This window comes from Pusillimonas sp. (genome assembly GCF_029263785.1).
Classification (GTDB): domain Bacteria; phylum Pseudomonadota; class Gammaproteobacteria; order Burkholderiales; family Burkholderiaceae_B; genus Pusillimonas.
On the sequence record NZ_JAJUFE010000050.1, the window covers coordinates 1 to 17,409 of the forward strand.

11 protein-coding genes are annotated in these 17,409 nt (G+C 59.5%); 2 read left to right on the forward strand and 9 right to left on the reverse strand.

Features of this window, described 5'->3' with window-relative positions; all coding sequences use genetic code 11:
- From Q1J88_RS10715 to Q1J88_RS10735, 5 genes are all read right to left on the reverse strand, one after another.
- A partial coding sequence (locus tag Q1J88_RS10715; RefSeq protein WP_301117682.1) for an ABC transporter substrate-binding protein occupies nt 1-926 on the reverse strand: 926 nt, incomplete at its 3' end.
- A 102-nt stretch (nt 927-1,028) separates the two neighbouring features.
- Entirely contained in the window at nt 1,029-1,565 is a 537-nt protein-coding gene (locus tag Q1J88_RS10720; RefSeq protein ID WP_301117672.1) for a flavin reductase family protein, read from the reverse strand.
- 37 nt (nt 1,566-1,602) lie between these two features.
- Nucleotides 1,603-2,883 carry an acyl-CoA dehydrogenase family protein gene (locus Q1J88_RS10725; protein WP_301117673.1) on the reverse strand — a complete coding sequence of 427 codons (1,281 nt, stop codon included), beginning with the start codon at nt 2,881-2,883 and terminating at the stop codon, nt 1,603-1,605.
- Nucleotides 2,884-2,897: 14 nt separating this feature from the next.
- Nucleotides 2,898-3,671 carry an alpha/beta hydrolase gene (locus Q1J88_RS10730; RefSeq protein ID WP_301117674.1) on the reverse strand — a complete coding sequence of 258 codons (774 nt, stop codon included), beginning with the start codon at nt 3,669-3,671 and terminating at the stop codon, nt 2,898-2,900.
- Complete coding sequence (locus Q1J88_RS10735; RefSeq protein WP_301117675.1) at nt 3,668-4,705, reverse strand: peptidase M29; 1,038 nt, start codon at nt 4,703-4,705, stop codon at nt 3,668-3,670. The genes Q1J88_RS10730 and Q1J88_RS10735 overlap by 4 nt, the downstream gene beginning before the upstream one ends.
- 387 nt (nt 4,706-5,092) lie before the next feature.
- On the opposite strand from Q1J88_RS10735, the gene Q1J88_RS10740 reads away from it, so the two are divergent.
- A complete protein-coding gene (locus Q1J88_RS10740) occupies nt 5,093-5,596 on the forward strand; it encodes a cupin domain-containing protein (protein WP_301117677.1) in 504 nt (167 codons plus the stop codon).
- Between the two features lie 123 nt (nt 5,597-5,719).
- On the opposite strand, the gene Q1J88_RS10745 is transcribed toward Q1J88_RS10740, so the two are convergent.
- Nucleotides 5,720-11,989 carry an autotransporter outer membrane beta-barrel domain-containing protein gene (locus Q1J88_RS10745; protein WP_301117678.1) on the reverse strand — a complete coding sequence of 2,090 codons (6,270 nt, stop codon included), beginning with the start codon at nt 11,987-11,989 and terminating at the stop codon, nt 5,720-5,722.
- Nucleotides 11,990-12,367: 378 nt separating this feature from the next.
- Between Q1J88_RS10745 and Q1J88_RS10750 the strand changes: the two genes are divergently transcribed.
- Nucleotides 12,368-13,828 carry a hypothetical protein gene (locus Q1J88_RS10750; RefSeq protein WP_301117679.1) on the forward strand — a complete coding sequence of 487 codons (1,461 nt, stop codon included), beginning with the start codon at nt 12,368-12,370 and terminating at the stop codon, nt 13,826-13,828.
- A 57-nt stretch (nt 13,829-13,885) separates the two neighbouring features.
- On the opposite strand, the gene Q1J88_RS10755 is transcribed toward Q1J88_RS10750, so the two are convergent.
- The 3 genes from Q1J88_RS10755 to Q1J88_RS10765 form a co-directional block, all read right to left on the reverse strand.
- Complete coding sequence (locus tag Q1J88_RS10755) at nt 13,886-14,731, reverse strand: class I SAM-dependent methyltransferase (RefSeq protein ID WP_301117680.1); 846 nt, start codon at nt 14,729-14,731, stop codon at nt 13,886-13,888.
- Nucleotides 14,732-14,784: 53 nt separating this feature from the next.
- Nucleotides 14,785-16,116: an amino acid permease gene (locus Q1J88_RS10760; protein WP_301117681.1), complete on the reverse strand. Its 1,332-nt coding sequence runs from the start codon at nt 16,114-16,116 to the stop codon at nt 14,785-14,787.
- Between the two features lie 128 nt (nt 16,117-16,244).
- Nucleotides 16,245-17,294 carry an NADP(H)-dependent aldo-keto reductase gene (locus Q1J88_RS10765; RefSeq protein ID WP_301117683.1) on the reverse strand — a complete coding sequence of 350 codons (1,050 nt, stop codon included), beginning with the start codon at nt 17,292-17,294 and terminating at the stop codon, nt 16,245-16,247.
- Nucleotides 17,295-17,409: the final 115 nt, after the last annotated feature.

Consider the following 17,409-nt stretch of genomic DNA (forward strand, 5'->3'; position numbering starts at 1 on the left):
AGGGCTTCGGGAATGGCTTGCTCGAGCAGCAGGCCGGCATCGTACATATTGCCGCCAAAGGTGGCGGGCTCATTGCCGTGCATTTCCTTGTAGGCATTGATGTACTCAAGCGCCACTTTTTTGGCGGGGTTGCTGTCCGGAGCCTGGTCAGGAACCAGCATGACGCTGCCGGCGACAATGGCACCTTCAACCTTTGCACCGCCCAGCTTCAGGAACTCGTTGAGAGCCGCACCATGGGTTTGGTAGAACGTGCCCTTGTAGTTCATGTCCTTGAGCGTAGCGTGTGGCAGTACGGCAGGGCCGCCCGGCGCAGCGATCAGTACGGCGTCAGGTTTGGCAGCCAGTACGCGCAGTGCCTGACCGGTAACTGAAGTGTCTGGCCGCTTGAAACGCTCGTTGGCGACAATCTCGATGCCCGTGCCCTTGAGCTTGTCCTGCATCACGCCATACCAGGTTTCACCGAAGGTATCGCCGGTGCCAACGAAGCCAAGGGTCTTGACCCCGCTCTTGACCATATGGGCGACAAGCTTGTCAGCCACCAGACCGTCGTTCTGGGTTGTCTTGAACACCCACTTGCGCTTGTCGTCCATGGGCAGGACGATGGCAATGGTGCCCACAGGTGCCAGTAGCGGCATCTTGGCTTCGGCCACGAAGTCGAGCGCGGCCATGGCATTGGGCGAGCTTGAGGGTCCGATGATGGCGTCGACCTTGTCTTCGGTGATGAGCTTCTTGACGAGCGTGACGGTCACCGAAGGATCGCTTGCGTCGTCATAGGCGATGTACTCCACTTTTTGGCCGCCGATTTCTTTTTTGAGCAGTGGCACGGTGTTTTTTTGTGGAATGCCGATTAGCGCTACCGGGCCGGTGTTGGACGAAATGACGCCGATCTTGATCTGCGCCTGAGCGGCTGCACCGGTGGCCGCCATGGCAATGCCTACGGTCAGAGCCGAAACTAACTTACGGAACTTCATGGTTGTCTCCGATTTTTATTGAAGAACTGAGGTTGGATACAGCATATACGGTTGGTTCTAGTGATCGCCATCGCACGCCATGGCAGTGGCGTATGCGCCTTGCCAGTAAACGAGCGGCCGGCCGTCACGATGGGTGAACTGTTGGACCGTACCTAGCACAATATCATGGTCACCCGCTGCAATCATCGAATGCACGTCGCATTCGAAGGTTGCCAGTGTGTCATGCAACACGGGCAGACCCGATGTAGATGAATGATACGGCACACTGACGAATCGGTGTTCGATCGGTCCGGTCATTTTTTGAGCGAGCTCGCGCTGGTTCTTGGCCAGCACGTTGACGACGAAACGTCCTGTACGGCTGATGGTCTGGTGGGCCGTCGAGCCGCGAATGACATTCCAGCTGATCATCGGGGGCTCCATGGATACGCTGACGAAAGAATTGATCGTCAGGCCGTAGGGCCGACCCTGGTCGTCCAGCGTGGTAATGATGGCGATTCCCGTGGCGAACCGGCCGAACGCGCGGCGCAGTTCCGGCTTGGGAGCTGCGCTGGGCGCTGGAATGTTCACCGGTAAGGCACTTTGCACGTTCAGCATGGTGATTCCTTGTTGACTCCTTGCGGCAAGCGGGCAATCAGTCGCGCTCGCCTTCGTTGTACAGCAGACCATAGCCCAGCCGATCAATACAGATTTCGGATGTCCACGGCAGCATCAGTGCGCCGCAGCGGCTGTCACGGTACATGCGCTCGAGCGGAAAGGTCTTGAGCATGGCCTGACCTCCGCACACGCGTACGGCAGTCGACGCAATTTCGGCGCAATATTCCATTACTGTGTGCTGGCAGGCAAAGGCCCGCATGCGCTCGCCGCGCGACGGATGCGCCTTGAACTCGGATGTGACCCGGTGGAACAGGGCCCAGGCCTGCTGCAGCTTGACATACATTTGTGCCACAGTGATCTGTTTGGTGGGGTACATGCGCCGCTTCACGTTCACGCCCGCTACTTCGCCGCGCAGATAGGCCACCGTGAAATCGTAGGCCGCCTGTGCCAGCCCGATATAAGTCGGGGTGAGGGTCATGAACATGTGCGGGTAGGTGGCAGCTGCCTTGATATACACGCCCGGTGGCATCATTTCGGCTGTCTCCGGTACGAATACGTCCTTGAACAGCAAAGTGCGGGAGACGGTGCCACGCATGCCAAGAGGGTCCCAATCACCAACAATCGACACGCCTTCGGCGTCGGCCGGAACCGCCATGAACATGGTGTTGGCGTAGGTGGGGTTGGGAACGTCCTCGGTACAAAGCACACCGTAGTAATCGGCCGAGCCGGCCAGCGATGCAAAGATCTTTTTGCCGTTGATGATCCAGCCCCCTTCAGTACGACGAGCCGTGGTGCCAAACGGATGCTTGCCGGCCGCCGCTCCGCCGCCTTCCGAGAAGGGCTGAGAGTAAATCTTGCCGTTGAGCATATTGCCATAGTGGATGGCGCGGTGCTGTTCATGGCGGGCACGCTGTTCGTCGGTCAGGTCCATGTCGTCGACCATGCCTGCTGTCCATAGGGCGTTGGCGTTATGCATGTTGAACGTATTGGCCGTGTTCGAGCAGTAATACGAAATACGGGACGCGACCAGCATATACGTACGGTAGTCCGCTCCCAGGCCGCCCAGACGTTCCGGAACGCACAGGCCCAGAAAGCCCATTTCGTGCAGATCCTTGTAGTTGTCGGTGGGAAAACTGGCTTCACGGTCGTGCTTGAATGCACGTTCCGCCCATCTGACGCCGTACTCGTCGACTTTGGCGATCAGCGCCTTTTGCTTCTCGGTCAGCGGAGCGCCGTCGAATAAGGTGCTGTCGTCGGCGGAGCGAGCGAATTGGGTGAGATAGCTGCTGTCCATAAAGGGCTCTTTTTGCATGTTCATGTTCGTGCCTGTCGTTACGCTGTCAGAAAAGTTTCGACAGTTTGGTTGAATAGGTGAGGGGCTTCGATGTTCGCCATGTGGCGAAGGCCCGGCAGTTGTTCGAACCGGGCGTTGGCATTGGCCTGGGCCAGACGCTGCATTCCTTTTGGTGGGGCCTGGGTGTCATGCTCGCCTGCAAGCAGAAGGATGGGCACCGATATGCTGGAAAACTCCTCGCTGCGGTCAAACGTGACGAGCAGGCGCATGGCGTTCAGGTAGGCCTCTTTTTGAATCGGCGATGCCGAAAGCGAGGCCAGGGCCCGCAACCGGGGTGAGGTGTCGGGTTTGATGAAGCCAGCCAGAAGCTCGGGTGCTGCCTCGGCAAAATCGGCGTACGGTCTCATGGCATCGATACGCTGGTTCAGAAAGTTTTCCTTCCACGCAGGATCACGGCTTCCGAATGCAGCACTGGTGGCCGACAGCACCAGGCTTTTTACACGATCGGGATACTGGTGATAGAACTCTTGAGCGATCATGCCGCCGATGGAGTGGCCCAGCACATGAGCCTGCTCGATATCGAGGGCGTCAAGCATGTCGTGTAACGACTTGGCAAGCGCCGGCCAGGTCAGTTCAGAGGGGGCGGGCGACCATCCATAGCCAGGCATGGTCCATGCGACCGCCAGCCGCTCGCGAGCAAAGTATTCCAATTGAGGAAGCCAGATGCTGGCCGTGGATCCCATGCCGTGCAGCATCACAAGTGGCGTACCGCCGCGACCCGCGGCAAGCCAGACGGGCATCCCGGCACTCATTCAAACACCTCGCACAGTTTTCCGGCATCGACGATGGTCAGATCATCAAGCGCCACGGTGCAATTGCGCAGGGGCAAATCGAAATGACCCTGGGTATGGCGCCCGGCCATGTCGTTTGCGCCAGTCGAATACAGGAAGTTGCCTGCGAATGCTCGCAACTCAGTCCCGTTGGTGTCGTTCTTGTCGAACATCTGCAGTGCGTCCCAGCGGGCCAGGGGATTCATGCCCCAGCCCACATGGCTGACCGCATACGCATCTTTGTCATTCCAGGCCTCGAGGTAGCTGCGCATCAGCTCGGCATCGAGGTTTTTGCCTTCGATGCGCGTGATGTAGTCATTCTCGATATGCAGCGTGATGGGATTTTCGAGGTAGCGTTTGAACGTGAGGTTTACATCGCCCACATCCATGACCAAAGTGCCATTGACCGAACCTGCTTTTGGGAAGGCCAGGCAAAGTCCGCCGGGCCAGTGCTGGACGAGCCCGGGTCGGTCTGCGCCGCCCCACACTCCGCCCACCCGCGCCCCTTCGAGCTGGATATCCAGTTGGGTGCCCGCTTCGGAACGGACTGACATGACCTTGGATTTGGCCAGCATCCGGACACCATTCTTTACTGCACGGGTAAGGTCGATACCGGTGGTGAGGCGCTCAAGAATTTCCGGGTGCTCGTTGCTGATCATCATGACGCGGGCACCGGACTCCAGGATCTTGGGCAATTCGGGCGCGTGAAGAAGACCTTCGACTGTCAGGTCGACTACCAGCCCCGGGCCGCTTAGCGCGTTCAGGACGGGAGCCATGCCTTGAATGACATGAGACGCGCCGGTAGAACGGACGGGCACCGGTGCGTCAACGGGCAGGGAGGGCACGGTGATTTGCACTGGGATGGCACCCAGCCGCGAAATCGCAAGCTCGGCCAGATGAACGTTGATGGCTCGGCTTTCGGTTTCAGTCAGGATGCGCACCACTTCATTGGGCTCGACCTTGCAGCGACGAAAAATCGCTTCGAAGGTCTTGATCCACTTTTCCTGCGCCTTCATGTCCTCTCCGTAAATAGCTAATTAATAGACTGGTGAGTCGAATAATAGGGTTGAGCCGGCTTGCCGGTCAAGCGAAAATCAGGCTTCTATACATAGACTTAGGGAAAATACGGATAGAGATCGTGTGCCGGGAAAGTGATGGAGTGTGTTATTTAATCGATTTGTGGGTCGGGTAATGGATGCGCTTCAGCTGCGACTGTCACGGCAGGCGGCTAGTAAATTCCGGGTAGGGCATGCCGGCCCCAAACACAACGCAAGTTGAGAGGCCCTCGAAGTCCCGGAACTGGGGTCGGAATTCGGGGTTATTTCTTTGTCTGGTACCCCAGAGGGCGTAGTATTTTTGTTTTTTATCGTGCCGGAATAGTCGATGTCAGCAAGGAGACGGACATGAAGATCCGAGGTCGAGACATTATCGCTTGTGCACTTGCCGGTTTGGTGGCGTACAGCGCTGCCGTCGCCAGCGAGGTAAATCGGATGGAAGGCGCTGCGCCGAATGCTTCCATGCCGGCTTCGGCTCTATCCGGGCACGCTACAGCGGCTTCGACGGGGATTCAGGCTGAAACGTTGCTCAAGTCGGATTCATCCTGGGATGGCACGCCATACTCCGCCTATCCCCCCGGGCGACCGGAACTGACGGTGGTCAGACTTACCATTCCGCCCCACACGGAACTGCCCTGGCACACTCATCCCATGCCCAATGCGGCTTATGTGGTGTCCGGCAGCTTGACAGTCGAGAAGCAGTCGGACGGGTCTCGTCGAGAGCTGAGCGCAGGTCAGGTATTGGCCGAGATGGTCAATACCCCTCATCGAGGCTATACCAGCGCCGAGCCGGTCGTACTTATCGTGTTTTACGCAGGTACACCGAACATGCCTCTATCCGAGGGTCATTGATCCGCCTGTTCAGCAAGTGGTTGCGTGGACTCGGCAGGCATCTCGCGATTCCGCGCACGGCACAAGCCAAGCCAGACATCTGATCCAGAGATGCCGTGTACCTGACCGGGATGCCGTTGCGCCTTAATAGTGTATGGCCAGCCTCAGCTCACCCGTCTGGCTGAGGTAGTTGTCAGCGAAGCGCGCTCCGTACTCTGCCTTGAGTTCGAGGTTGTCCTTACGACGCAGCACTACGCCTGCCTTGAGCTCGCCGAAATGACGCGGCAGATCGGTGGTCAGCCCGAAAGGTCGCTGCTCCGGATCGCCCTCAAAGCGCGCTTTGACATCCCATCCCGTGTCCGAAATCCAGCTGACGCCCGCCGAGACATAGGGACGCAGGGTGTTACCTCGCCACTCATATCGACCTCCGAGTTCGATTGAGGGACTGACCATGGATGACCATTGGCTCGCACTGTCGAAGTGAAGGTTCAACGGACCCGCGCCGGTTTCCCTGTAGGCCGGCATATGTTGATACGTAAGCGATACATCCAGCATCGGCTTCAAGTACCACGAGGGCCAGGCGTGTACATACGAGGTACGAACACCCGCAGACGCATAGCGTGCTTTCCAGCGGCTTTTCGCTTCGAAGCTTTCATCGGTAAGGCGGATGCTGCGGCGCGTGTCATAGATGCCGTGCCCGCCTGTGAGGGAGCCCGCGATCAGCCATGGACCCAACTGACGCTTCAGAACCACGCCGGCCTGAAATGCATCACCGTCGGTGCGAACCGGCAAATCTGTCAGCCGATGTCTGGACGACTCGTACGCCAGCGAACCACCCAGGAACCAGCCGGGAGATACTTCTTTCTGGCCACCAATCTGATAGGTGAGATTGCTGACCGTAAATCCTCCGGTTTCATTAGTGGCGCTGCGTCGGATATGGTTGCCCAAGAAGCGGCCCCAGGCACAATCCCCTTCGCGCATTGCAGTGTCATCCTGGTAAAAACCGGGACAGCTCATCATGCGAGTGAAGAAGCTGCGATTGCCGACGGGAATGTAAGCTGCGGGCCCAAGGCTGGCGTCCGAGGCCAGTGTGTCCAGTGCCTGGCGGTATTCGTCAAGCGTTTGCACATTCACCAGTTGGTCGAAGACCACAGCAGCATCGTAGAGGTCTTCGTATGGCTCCAGCGCCCATACGTCTTGCAATGTGGCAGCAATGTTGCGCTGATCCTCGTTTAGCCCGGGATCATTGGCGCGGAAGTCGGCTTCTACGCTCAGGGCGAGGGAACGCGTATCCGGCTGCTGCAGCGGATACTGATACACCCACGAGCTTCTGGAGTCCAGCTCGGGCAGAAGCTTCAGCGAACCTGCCCCTCCGGCTGCCTGCACAACTGTCAGGGCCCGATTGGGGAGAGGGTAGCGGGCGAGGGTATGCACCTGCCCGCCAAGCTCGGTGTTTTTCGAGTATTTCAGTACGTCGCTACGGCGGTCGCGGAAGTTGGCGTCCACTTCGAGCGTGCCGGCCCCTGCCGGATTTGCACTGGATTGTTGCATCGGAGAATACAGGAGCGTTTCTCCGATGACTCCGGCCCCGCGGGGGTTGAGTATGCCCCGGTTCAGCAAGATGGCATTGTTACCCAGCTTCACGGTTGCACCGGCATCAAAGCGCCCCAGGTTGGCAAACCCGTTCGTGGCGTGGCCGCTTACATCAATGCTGCCTGCGATGCGACCATGGTTGACTGTGGACACATGGGTGCCAGGGGTGCTGTAGATGGCATGGCTGCCCAAGCTGGTAACAGTGCCTCCCTTTTCGATCAGGATGCTGTTGGTACGGCCTCCGTCCAGGACGATGCCTGCGCCGTGCTCACCGTGCGAGCCACTGACCAGCCCACCGTCGGCTACAGTAATGTCGATGTTGCCGTTGGGTCCGCCGGATCCCAGGCTTTGCGCGAAGATGGCCGGTGAGTTCTCGCCATGTGTACGCACTTCGCCTGCAATATTGATCTTGATGGCTCCGCCCTGGCTATTTGGCTTGTTTCCGCCTGCCGTTCCAAGGCCCTGAGGACCGATGCCACCGCCTCCTCCGATGGTCTGGGCCAGAATGCCCGCCGAGTTGGCGCCGAAAGTGTGGATTCGACCACTGTGCTTGAGGGTGATGTCACCTCCTTTGCCGGTGCGTCCCGAAGCCGAGGTCGGAAGCTTGATGGCGGGATCGAGTATGCGCAGGGAACTGTCGCCCCCGATTCCGCCGCCCCCGCCCACGCTTTGAGCCAATATGCCGTAGGCTCCTGAGCCCAAGGTGACAATGTCGCCCTGACTGTCGATGTTGATCGCTCCGCCCGAGCCGCCGCCGCCGCCCTTGCCCCCGATCTGGATTTCGAGAAGATCGTAAACGTTCGATTTTGGCTGCAGGCCGATTCCTCCGCCTGCACCTACACTCTGCGCCATGATGGCATGGGCGTTTTGCCCCGCGGTTTCTATGACGGCCCCTTTCTGGTGAGTAAGCTGAATGTTTCCGCCGTTACCACCGTCCCCTCCATTGCCGCCAATGGACAGCTGCAGTGTGGATCCGGCGCCAAGCTCGGGTTCGCCAATCAGGTTCACATCGGCGACGCCACCTCCGCCGCCTATGCTTTGGGCAAGAATGCCGTAACTGTCGCGCCCTCGCGTCTTGATGCTGCCGGCATTGTTGACGACGACGGAACCTCCGTGGCTGCTTGTTCCTCCGGAGCCCCCGAATACGCCTCCAACGCTGACAAGCGCTGCGTTTCGAGTAGAGCTGAGGCTCCCCTGGCCGCCGCCTCCGCCCACACTTTGGGCCAGAATGCCATGAGAATGGTCACCGTGGGTCAGCAGGGAACCGGTCTGATCAACGCGCACCGTCCCTCCGTGTCCTCCGGAACCACCCCTGCCACCGATGGCCAGGTTTGCAACCACGAGTTCCAATTCGGCCTCGTGACGTGCGGCACCTGCCGTACCTCCACCGCCTCCGATACTTTGTGCGAAGAGGGCAGTAGATTGAGAGCCGAAAGTCTGTACCTGGCCCGCATGATCGACCTTGATCTGGCCTCCGCTGCCGCCGCTCCCGCCCCGGCCCCCCAGGGCAAACTGCACCTTAAGGGTAAAGTCGGCCCCCGGTGGCGGTTTTTCTGACTGGGCCGATTGAGACCACGCAGTGCCGGTGACGCCGGCACTGCCTCCTCCTCCGCCAATGCTCTGGGCCAGCAGGCCGACAGCCTCTGTACCATCCGTGCGGATAGTCGAAGACTTGTCGGCGACAAAGGTGATCGAGCCTCCGTTACCGCCCAGCCCGCCACTGCCACCCAGCATGACGCTGGCGTCTACCGTGCCGGCAAAGGCTCCGCCGTCGGCGCCGGTGCTGTCTCCGCCTCCGCCGCCTATGCTTTGCAACACGGCGCCGCGCGACAACACACCCTGCGTATGGATGGACCCCGAGTGCTGCAGCTGAACGCTGCCTCCGTGGCCTCCGTCTCCCCCGGAACCACCTAGTGCGAAGGCGAGGCCGAACGAGGTGGCACCGAGGGCAATTGAATACGCGGAGCCTGCCGCTCCCATTCCGCCACCACCACCTATGCTTTGCGCAAAAATACCGTCGGAGTGAGCACCGGTGGTCAGGATGGACCCCTTCTGGTCCATGTGAATGGTGCCGCCTCGACCTCCACCGCCGCCGGATCCACCAAGTGCCACCGATGCCGAGAAGCTGCCTTTAGGATGAACCGCAAGCGACACGGCCGATGCGCTGCCGCCTTTACCGCCGCCTCCTCCGATGCTTTGGACAATAATGCCTTTGGACTCCCGGCCTTTTGTGGTGATGTTCCCCTCGTGCGATACGGCAACCGAACCCGCGTTGCCTGCACCACCGCCTTTGCCGCCAACCGCTATCGCTGCCGCGAACGAGACCTTGTTCGTGGGCAGGCCAATGGTGGCGCCGACGGTAGACCCGCCATCGCCGCCGCCGCCTCCGATACTTTGCATCATCATGCCGCTCGAACCGTCGCCCGACGTCGAAATGGTGGCGCGGCTTCGCGCCTGGACAGCTCCGCCATGGCCGCCGGTTCCGCCAGTGCCGCCAACTCCAACGGATGCGAAGCCAAGGGAGACTGCCGTGCTGTTGCCCCCGCTTCCGCCGCCGCCTCCGATACTTTGCGCCTTGATGGCGTCCGCGCCGGCACCCGATGTGCGGATTGTGCCCGCGATATCTTCCAGCAGGACACGGCCTGCTGATCCGCCACTGCCGCCGCTGCCGCCCACGGTGACGTTGGCAACACTGACAGTGCCGATGCCCGTGACCGATCCGCCCTGGCCGCCGCCGCCTCCGATGCTTTGGGCCAGCAATCCGGTAGCCAGCCGACCCGCTGTAAGGGTTTCGCCTTCGTGACGAAGCACAACCTGACCACCTTGGCCGCCTGGTCCTCCGCGTCCTCCAATACCAACCGTCAAGCCTGGAGCAATGGCGAAGGCGTCGCCGCCATAGCCGCCGCCCCCGCCGATGCTGTGGGCAAGCACGCCCACGGCCTCTTCACCCAGTGTGTCGATACGTCCGCGTTGTGTGACATCGACCAGACCTCCGTCGCCGCCTGCAGCACCTTGCCCTCCGACGGCTATCAGGCCGGCGGCTTTCCCTCCGGCACCGCCGCCGCCCCCAATACTTTGCGCGATCAGGCCTGATGCGCTTTTGCCGCTGGTGACCGCTGTGCCAGTGTTGACGACATGAAGTGTGCCCCCCAAAGAAGAGGGGCTATACGCGGTGGAGTCACTTCCAATAAGGAAGCGTTGGCTGGGCTGTGCAACGAAGAGGCCACCGCCTCCGCCTACCGTTTGGGCAAACAGGGCGTGCGAGCCCTCTCCATAAGTGATGACCGTGCCATGGTTATTCAGCCGGGCTTGCCCCCCGGAACTGGCCTTTCCACCATGGCCTCCGACGGCAACGATGGTACTGCTGCGCCCGCCGTCTCCGGCTGTACCGCCCAGGCTGGAAACGTAAAGCCCGATGGAGTTATTGCCATGAGTCTTGATCTGGCCATGGTGGGTCAGCGTAGTGTTTCCGCCTTGCCCGCCTTGAGATCCGTCACCGGCCCGGCTAAAGACTCCGCCTTTTCCTCCGGTGTGGCCTCCTCCGCCGTCGGCTACAGCCATGGCGCCATGTGATTGCTGTCCGTAGGTAACGATGTTGGTGCCGGTAAGTGTGAGTTCGACCCGGCCGCCGTCGCCACCCTTGCCGGCAGAACCGCCTTTACCCAGGGCAGATTCACCCCCCCAGAACCCCGGCCCGCCCGACGCGTCAGCCCGGATTGCCGGAGCCTTGGGGTCTCGCGTGGTGATCTGGGTGTTGCGTACCTGGAATGATATGGTGCCGCCTTTTCCGCCGGCACCCCCGTCGGGAGCGTTGAATCCCGAAACGTATTCAATTTGCCCGCCGTGGCCTCCTTTGGCGCTCAGGTCGATGCCTGGTCCGGTAGTTTCTATAAGGTGTCGGGCTTGCCCCTGTCCAAAGCTGCCGGATATGGTTCCACCCTGGCCGCCAGTGCCGCCGGCACCGTCGCGAAACTGGGTGCCACCGAATACGGTGCCGCCGTTTCCACCGTCCGCCAGTGCCAGGATCCCGGTTGATCCGGCACCTGACGTGCGAAAGCTCCCGCCCGAATTCAATGTGATGGCCCCGCCGGCACCACCGTCCCCCGCCCGGGCGCGTACCCAGGCCGCAAGTTTGCGCCCGTCGCCGCCCCGGCCACCGCTGGCATCGAGCAACATGCCGACCGAGTTGCTTCCCTGGGTGGATACGTCCAGGTATCCATTCTGGCTGTTAACGGATATGGTGCCGCCCTTGCCTGCGGGTGCATGATTCAAATGCACGTTGTGATAGCCAGTGCCCGAGCTGCCGCCCCGAGAGTACAAGGCAATCGCACCTGCATTGCTTAAGGTAGAAGTGTTGTGATAGGTGCCTTGCAAACTGGCACTTATGGTGCCGCCACGTCCTCCGATTCCGCCTACTCCATCGGCCGCCATTGAGCTTTTGCCGCCGTTGCCTCCGCGACCGCCACTGGTGGAGACATGCAGGACTGCCGCTCCGCGTACCGGCACAAAGGGAGGAATTGGAGGCAGCTGGCCGATGCCTTTTATGGAAGTGGAACTGGCAGTGATGAGCTGCACGTTCTTGCCGCTTTCACCGTGTGTGCCCCATTCGCCGTTCAGGACCGAGCGGTCCCGACCGTCCTTGCCGGCAGCGCCGGAAGCTTCGATATGGATGCGTGGTGTCAGGGTGCCCTGCAGGACGCATTGATTTAGCTGCGTGCATGCAAAAGCGGTGGAGGGCAGGGTTCCTCCCAGACTGCTGATCAGGGTGGCAAGGAGAGTCGGCGCCAGCAACGGACGTGGCGCATGGCAACGGGTAGGCATGGGCGGGCCCTTTTCACAATGTAGGAAAACAGTGCGCCGGGGGTGCGCTCAAACCGGACCGATAGTATTAAAGGCAATCTTTGAGTGTCAATGGGCATTACCCCTTGTTAGCAAATGTAACGTTGCTCCCAGCAGAATTTGGGGCCTGGTGATTGCGTTGCGGGCAGGGGTATTGCTCTGGTTCGGTATTAATCCTTTTGCCCGATATATCTAGCCATTCGGCTGATATTCAGAAATTACTTTAAGTACGCCATTCGACCGATTGAGGCGTAATCAGAAAGGGCGAACAATCGCATGTAACAAGCGATATTCAAATTAAAGACGAAGTAACCAAACTTTGCAGTGTTTTGACCCATTGTCTTTTTATGGTGTGTCAATATGAACTCGATATTGCTGGTCGACCCCTGGCCCGTCGTTACGCGAGGCCTGAGCACCTTGCTCCACAAGGCAGGCATAGAGAACCGGATCTGTGAGGCTCACGGCTTGCACGAAGCCTTGCAGAGCATGAGCGGACGACTGGCCCTGCTTATCTTCGACCCGGCGATGACCGACACGACGCCCGACAGGCTCGTGGACCTGGCGCGGCGCACACAACGGGATCTGCCCATTCTGTTCTTTGGCAATCGAGGCCATGGCCTGTACCAATCTCTGGCCCATATGCTGGCAGTGAACGGTTACCTGGAAAAAAACAGCAACGCGGAAACCATCGTGGCAACGGTTCGAACGGTCATGGCGGGAATGCAATGTTTTCCGCATCAGTCTTCTTTTGTCATCGGTTGTGAAGCCATGGTGCAGAAGCTTTCGCCCAAAGAACTGGTGATCCTTGCGGCCGACCAAGGCAATGCAGAGGCCCAGTTCAAGTTGGCGTGGATGCTCGAAAAGGGAAAAGGCGTTCTCAAATCCGAAGAAGAGGCCGCCATCTGGTATGAACGGGCAGCGCTGCAGGGGCACGGTATAGCTGCGAACAACCTGGGAGGCATGTATGCCGACGGTAGAGGTGTGCCGTCCGACCCGGCGGCCGCCTTCGAATGGTACAGGCGTGCGGCGGAGCTGGGCTCGGGGCATGGCCACTACAACATGGCCGTGGGTTATCGCGATGGGTTTGGCGTGCCGCAGGATACTGACCTGGCTCGTCGTCATTTCGAGCTGGCCAGAAACGCCGGAGTGTCTGAGGCGGCCGCCCAGCTAAGCGCTCTGGAGAATCGCAGTGCCCGTGCCGCCATCAGTGCAATGTCCCTGTGCGGTGAAGCCCCTCCCCGATATATGGCCCATATGTTCGGAGAGCTGCTGTATTCGCTCGATGCAGGATGCATGCGCGTGATGACCGAACGCGAACAGGTGTTCACGGCCGGCATGTCGAAGTATTTTCTGGAGCAGTGCGCGCATCCCACAGATGTGTCCAAGCGCAATCGTCTTATCAGTTTTGTGGCGGCCTCAAGTGTGGTGGCGGTGACGGGAAGCCGGTATGCAGATCCGGACATCATCGTTTCCACCCGTAGCCAGGTGGAGAACTCCACGCTTTATACCCTGGGCTCAGCTGCCGCTGAAGAGATCGGCTGTAACGAAATCAGTGAACGGCTTGCCTCAAATATCGTGGCATACCTGGATGAGACTGCTTTGGGCAGGCCCGACGGCCCAAACTATGTCGATGGTTGTGTTGCCCGGTACACCGGTCAGTATGATCGGTCCCAGTGCGAATGCCTTGCACATGTCGGGCGTACAGTGTTTCCCGACATTCATAGCCAGGCGTTCGCGCCGTCATCCATCAAAGCGATTATCGACAGGGGCCCTTTGCTGGGATTTCAAATTGCCTTCATGTGCGGCATTGTCGAGTATTAGCGTTATGCCGGCTCGCGCAATCGCCGGCCGACCGTCAGGCCCAGCGATTTCGGGTGGTCAGGATTGAACTTTTGTGGCTTTCCAGGATTGCTCGCCATCAATGGTTCCATTCAGTTCCTCGCCCATGACTTCGGCTTCGTACTGTTTGCCATCGACACGAAACGAGATTTTCGTGCCATTGACTATGGCATCTGTCAGAGCAAGGCTGCGGCCGTCTTCGTGCAGCTCACCATTCAGCTGCTGGAACTTCTGATGGAGCACCAGCTTTCGTTCTCCCGTCGTCCCGTGTATTTTCCAGGTGCCTGCTACCTTTGATGGCACCACCCATTTATATGCAATGCAGTGTCCGCTGCAGTCTTCACTGGTCTTGCGGGTTTCGTCCGGCTGCCAGTCTTCCATCAGAAACGAATTGGAGATGACTCGCGTGCCTGGCGGCATGTCCAGAAGAATGGGGCGCAGCCGCATATTCAGTTTGGGAAGCAGAAATAAGGTGACGACGGTGGCGTCGGAAAAGTCGGACTCGAAGATGTCGCCCTGGTCCAGAGTTACGCGGTCGGCGACGCCCTCTTGAACAGCAATGCTTCGTGCAAGCGCGACCAGGTCGGGGTTGTATTCGATACCTCGGGCCGCCACGCCTCGTTTGGCGGCCGAGATCACAGTGCGCCCATCGCCTGAGCCAAGGTCGACAAGCTTGTCGTCGGGTTTGAGCTCGGCCATGTCGAGCATGATGTCGATAAGGTCTTGCGAGGTGGGGACCCACACCACATCTTTACCGACCTGCCCAACGGTAGGTTTGTACGCGCCGCTGTCTGCTTGGGCAGCTTGAGCCGGCAGCAGTGGCACGGATGCCAGGAATGAAACAAGAAAAGCGCAACACAGACCTGTAAACAGATGTCGTTTCATGCAGTGTCTCCTGTTTGGTGGGACAAGGTGTTCCGGCCTGGCACGGAGTCGTGCTAATCCGGTTCCGCCTCGTTCCGTTTCAGCAGCAGTATGGGCAGACCTATCAACAAGACCGCCACGCCTACCCAGGCAGCACTGCCTGTGTGCTTCAGGCTGGCATGAAGCATGTACAGGCAAGTAAGGCAGAACAACGCGGGAGTCAGTGGATACAGCGGTACACGAAAGGGAAGTGGTTGCGCGGGATGACGCCAGCGCAAAATGAATAAGCCAAAGCCCACCAGCAACAGAAACCCCCAAAATACCGGTGCCGTGTAATCGACCATGGCCTTGAACCCGTTAGGAGCGAATGCGCCCATCACTATCAAGGCCAGCGTAATGGCGGCCTGAGCCAGCTGCCCGTTAAGCGGCGTCTTGCCGCGGCCATCCCATTCTCCCAGCCATTGCATGACCTTAAGATCGCGTCCCATGGCATAGAAGACGCGCGAGCCGGTAAAGATGGTGGCATTCAGGGTGGACACCGCAGCCACCACGATGGCCAGGGTGACGACGATTTCGCCCGGTCGGCCAGCCACCTGGCGCATCATGTCGGCAGCAACCGCATCCGAGCCTTGCAAGCCTTCGAGACCCAGTATCTTGAGCAGGGCCACGTTGGCCAGTGTGTACAGGACAACCAGGATCAGGGTACCCAGCCCCAGAACCTTGACGATGTTGCGCGGTGCGTCGTGCAGCTCGCCCGTAAGATAGGCCGCTTCGTTCCAGCCGCCGTAAGTGAGCAACACGAATATCATGGCCATTCCCAGTGCTGCCGTTTGTGGCGGCGGATGGACTGGTGGAGGACCGGCGGTGCCCGGATCGCCCAATAGCCCGAAGCCGATGATGGCGGTGATGGCTGCGATTTCAATGAAGGTGACGGCGATTTGCAGGTTCTTGCCCTGAACGGTGCCGATGATATTGACGCCGGTAAACACGATCACTGCTGCAGCCGCATACAGGGCCGAGCTGTATGGTCCCAAAGGTGCGACCTGAGTCAGGTAATCGCCCAGCATGAAAGCGACTGCAGCGATGGCCCCCGTCTGGATGACGGTACAGCGCGCCCAACCGAACATCATCGCTATTGATCGGCCGTAAGCGCGAGAGAGAAAATGGTATTCGCCGCCTGCGTGTGGGTGCGCGGCCGAAAGTTCGGCGTAGCAAAGAGCGCCGATGAGAGTCACTACGCCGCCGGCCACCCATACCGCAATAAACATCCACTCGCTGTCAACACTGCCAGCGACGATGGACGGTGCCCGAAAGATGCCGATTCCGACGACCAGGCCAACCATTATCGTGACGGCGTCGAAGACCGTGAGTTGTGCTTGGGGTTGTGCCGTCGTGCGCGTGGTCATGCGGTTCGTTCCAGTGGGCTACGGGCTTCGAGACGGGCTCGAAGGGAGTTCACAATGGATATCCCGGCGGCCTCAACCACCGGGCACAACCCTGCTGGGACAATGCGCCAACCGAAAAGTTCAGCGCTTTATGGCGAGGGGTTCGGGAAACGAAGGTGAATTCCCTGGATGGCTTCCATTGCATCTTCGGACAGCTGCACATCAACGCTGTCTATATTTTCTTTCAACTGGTCCAGATTCGTTGCACCCATCAGGTTGCTGACAACGAATGGTTGTTGATTGACGAAGGCAAGGGCCATGGTGGCCGGCGAGAGCCCCAGCTCGCGAGCCAGCTTGACGTACTCGGCTGTGGCCAGCTCGGCCTGTGGCTTCATGTACCGATCAAATCGGGTGAATAAGGTCATTCGGGCGCCTGCCGGTCGTGCTCCATTGAGATATTTGCCCGACAGCACGCCCATTGCCAGGGGCGAGTATGCCAGCAGACCCAGGCCGTCGAGATGACTGAATTCAGAAAGGCCGTTTTCGAAACTTCGATTGAGCAGGTTGTATGGGTTCTGAATTGACGCGATGCGCGGCAAGCCTTTGGTTTCGGCGAACTTCAGGTATTGCGCCACACCCCATGGCGTTTCGTTGGACACGCCGATATAGCGTACCTTGCCCGCCTTGATGAAGTCCTGCAATACCTCGAGCGTTTCATCGATGGGCACCGTGTACTCGTCCTTCTTCCAGGGGTAGCCGGTACGGCCGAACGTGGTCGTGGTGCGATCTGGCCAATGCAACTGATACAGATCAAGGTAGTCGGTTTGCAGGCGCTTGAGGCTGGCATCCAGCGCCTCGGTCATGTTCTTTCGGTCGAGATGGGTCTGGCCGGATCGCAGGTGGCTGGGTCGCTTGGGGTCGGTCGGGGGGCCGGATACCTTGCTGGCCAGGACGATGTCCTTGCGTCGCCCTGTCTTGGCCAGCCAAGTGCCAATATAGGTTTCTGTGCGACCTTGGGTTTCGGGCTTGGGTGGCACGGGGTACATTTCGGCGGCATCCACCAGGTTCACCCCGCGGGACAACGCGTAGTCGAGCTGTTCATGAGCTTCGGACTCGGTATTTTGTTCACCCCAGGTCATGGTGCCCAGACCAATCAGGCTGACCTCAAGGTCGGTATTGGCGAGTTTTCGGTATTTCAAGCTGGACCCTTGTTTGTGGAAATTGACAGACGCATCGGCCTGCAAGCCGACGTTGGAATTTATGTTAACACCGCTCATTGAGCCCGGCGGAACTCGATGACTCCGCACACATGTA

Bases quoted from the DNA above. Each gene is read 5' to 3' on its own strand.
- Q1J88_RS10720 (WP_301117672.1), bottom strand. From the start codon at position 1,565: ATGCTGAACGTGCAAAGTGCCTTACCGGTGAACATTCCAGCGCCCAGC.
- Q1J88_RS10725 (WP_301117673.1), bottom strand. From the start codon at position 2,883: ATGAACATGCAAAAAGAGCCCTTTATGGACAGCAGCTATCTCACCCAA.
- Q1J88_RS10730 (WP_301117674.1), bottom strand. From the start codon at position 3,671: ATGAGTGCCGGGATGCCCGTCTGGCTTGCCGCGGGTCGCGGCGGTACG.
- Q1J88_RS10735 (WP_301117675.1), bottom strand. From the start codon at position 4,705: ATGAAGGCGCAGGAAAAGTGGATCAAGACCTTCGAAGCGATTTTTCGT.
- Q1J88_RS10740 (WP_301117677.1), top strand. From the start codon at position 5,093: ATGAAGATCCGAGGTCGAGACATTATCGCTTGTGCACTTGCCGGTTTG.
- Q1J88_RS10745 (WP_301117678.1), bottom strand. From the start codon at position 11,989: ATGCCTACCCGTTGCCATGCGCCACGTCCGTTGCTGGCGCCGACTCTC.
- Q1J88_RS10750 (WP_301117679.1), top strand. From the start codon at position 12,368: ATGAACTCGATATTGCTGGTCGACCCCTGGCCCGTCGTTACGCGAGGC.
- Q1J88_RS10755 (WP_301117680.1), bottom strand. From the start codon at position 14,731: ATGAAACGACATCTGTTTACAGGTCTGTGTTGCGCTTTTCTTGTTTCA.
- Q1J88_RS10760 (WP_301117681.1), bottom strand. From the start codon at position 16,116: ATGACCACGCGCACGACGGCACAACCCCAAGCACAACTCACGGTCTTC.